At 73.1% G+C, this 2,847-nt stretch carries 2 protein-coding genes; one reads left to right on the top strand and one right to left on the bottom strand.

Features of this window, described 5'->3' with window-relative positions; genetic code table 11:
* Nucleotides 1-962 (top strand): PDZ domain-containing protein (locus tag VFZ20_RS16580; RefSeq protein ID WP_329685025.1); only part of this gene is annotated, 962 nt, incomplete at its 5' end.
* 606 nt (nucleotides 963-1,568) lie between these two features.
* On the opposite strand, the gene VFZ20_RS16575 is transcribed toward VFZ20_RS16580, so the two are convergent.
* The coding region (locus VFZ20_RS16575; protein ID WP_329685024.1) for a S8 family serine peptidase at nucleotides 1,569-2,847 on the bottom strand (1,279 nt) is incomplete at its 5' end.

Below are 2,847 nucleotides of genomic sequence, written 5' to 3'. Positions count from 1 at the left end.
TGGGCTACCCGCTGGACCTGGGCCAGAGCACCACGGCCGGCATCGTGAGCGCCAAGGGCCGCAGCATCGGCATCTTTGGCCGCAGCGGCGCCGAGGCCCCGCTGGAGCACTTCATCCAGACGGACGCGGCCATCAACCCGGGCAACAGCGGCGGCCCGCTGGTGGACCTGCAGGGCCGCGTGGTGGGCATCAACAGCGCCATCGCCTCGCCCACGGGCTTCTACAGCGGATACGGGTTCGCGGTGCCCATCAACCTGGCCCGCCGCGTGGCCGAGGACCTCATGCGCGACGGCAAGGTGCACCGTCCCATGATCGGCGTGGAGATCCGCGACGCCACGTCGGCGGATGCCGAGGTGTTCCGCCTGCCCGCCCCGTCGGGCGCCGTGGTGGCCGCCGAGCCCCGCGCCGCCGCCCAGCGCGCCGGCCTGCGGATGGGCGACGTGATCGTGGCCCTGGACGGCCAGCGGGTCGAAGGCTCGGGCGAGCTGATGGAGATGGTGATGCGCAAGCGCCCGGGCGACCGGGTGAGCCTGGACGTGATCCGCTACGGCGACCGTCGCCGGGTGGAGCTGCGCCTGGAGGAGTACGCCTCCGTGGCCGCCAACGACGAGGCCGAGGCACGCGACCCGCGCCGCCCGGCCATGATGGAGGAGCGCGTGGAAGAGGCGGCGGAGCCCGGCAAGCTGGGTTTCCGCGCCCAGCGGGTGACCGCGCAGATCGCGCAGGAGCTGCGGATGGAGAGCGCCGACGGCGTGGTGATCTCCGAGGTGGACCCCGACGGCCCGGCGGCGGGTGCGCTGGCCCGGGGGATGGTGGTGGAGCGGGTGAACGGCCGCGAGGTGCAGTCGCTGGACGACCTTCGCGCCGCGGCGGACGCGGTTCGCCCGGGTTCGGCGGTGTCGGTGCAGGTGCGGTTGCCGGGAGGGAGGGAGACCATCATCAACTACCGCGCGAGGAGCTGAGGGGGCTTCGGACGCGGGCCGCGCGAGGAGTCGGGGGGCTCCGGACGTGGTCGGCCGTCCGCGGTGTCGGGGGGCACCGCGGCGGCCGGGGTTGGTGAGGGTTGGTTGTTTGATGGAGACTGGGTGAATGGAAGGAGGGCCGTCCCGCGCTCGGGGGAGCGCGTGGGCGGCCTCTTCCGTTTTGGGACTGCAGGGAATAGGGAACAGGGAATAGGGAATAGCCTGCAACGGCGGCTCCGCGGCGGCCTCGTCTTCCGGAGGGACGCGCCGTATGCCTGCACGCGAATCCCTGGCGCCGACCGAAGGATCTCCCGTCCCGTGCTCGACCCGTCCCCAGCCGGGAGAATCCAGCTGTTCAACCTCCCCCAGGGGTTTTTGGGGGAGGTGGGCGAGCTCCGCGAGCCCGGAGGGGGCGCCTCGCGCGAGGCCCGCCGACGTCCACCACGATCCCCGTTCATCCGAGATCACAGCCCGTCCGGAACACGAAATGGCCGGCCGCATCGCGTGGATGCGGCCGGCCGTCTTCGATTCCGCCCTGACGGCGACGATCAGCTCATCGACGGTCGGTTGTCCGCCGTCCATATCGGCCGGCGATCCGTCCGCCGATCAGAGGAAGCCGGCGCCGATCATCTCCTCCGCCTCGTAGCTGGACGGGAAGGCGAACGCCTCGGCGCGGCCGGCGAAGGGGAGCACCATCGACAGCATCTCCCGCACGTCGGGGCGATTGCCGATGCGCTGCGTCGCCGGACCCGCCGGACCGTTCTGCTGCGGCGTGCCCGTGGCGCGGAGCAGGGTGCGCGCGTCGGCGGGCGAAAGCAGGGGACGGCCGGCGGCGTTCAGCGCGCCCTGCACGCACGCCAGCGCCCCGACCACGATGGGCGACGCGGCCGAGGTGCCGGCGAACCCGTCCGTGTACCAGCGGATCTCCTCCGGCCCACCCTGCAGGTCCCCGTACCACCCCGTGGTCGTCACCTCGTAGCCCCAGCCCTGCGCATCCAGCGCGGAACCGTAGCACGAGTAGTCCAGCCGCGAGCGGTCCGGCCCCCACACGTCGCGGCCGTGCGTGCCCTGCGGCGGCGCCCCCGCGCCGACCAGGATGGCGCCCGAATCCAGCGCCTCGCGGCGGAACGGGTTGCTCCACCACGACGGAAACGGCCCGTACGGCGCCGGCGGCTGCGCGTCGTAGATCGCATCATCCAGGTCCTGCGACCCGTTGCCGGCCGCCTCCACGACGAGGATGCCGCGACTGGTGGCATAGCGGATGGCGGCGAAGTCGTCCGGCCACCACTCCACGGCCATCCACCCGAACGGGCTGTCCGGGTTGTCGAAGTCAACGGCCGGCCCGGGGCGATGCAACTCCAGCAGGATCACGTCGCCCGGGGACAGGTGGTCCGCGGCGGCGCGGATGGCGTACGCCGTCCCCCTGGGGTAGATGGACGCGCCGCTGACGATGGCGTCGGGGCAGATGCCCGTCACGCCGTAGCCGTTGGCGTCGCCGCCCAGGATGCCGGCCACGGAGGTGCCGTGGTTGCGCACGTACGGGTTGTTGCGCTCCGCGCCCGCGATGACGCCGCCCTGCCGCTCGCGCAGGTCCTCGTGGGTGAAGAGCCAGGCGCCCTCCACGTCCACGATGCGCACGCCGCTGCCGCCGCCGCCCGGCAGGGTCCACGCGTGCAGCGCGTCCACGCCCTGCGGCGCGGCGAACAGGTAGCCCTGCCGCTGCGTAAAGTCCGGCGACACGGCCGGCGGGCGCTGCGGCCGCGGCTTTTGGCCCAGGTACATGGCGGGCACGTACGCGGCCGGCTTGACGTACGCGCTCTCAATGGCGTCCTGCACGCCCAGCACGCGGGCCAGGTCGTCGAGCTTCGCGTCGTCCGCCGTCACG

This window comes from Longimicrobium sp. (assembly GCF_036280135.1).
Lineage (GTDB): Bacteria > Gemmatimonadota > Gemmatimonadetes > Longimicrobiales > Longimicrobiaceae > Longimicrobium.
This window is presented reverse-complemented; position numbering and strand designations above follow the sequence as displayed.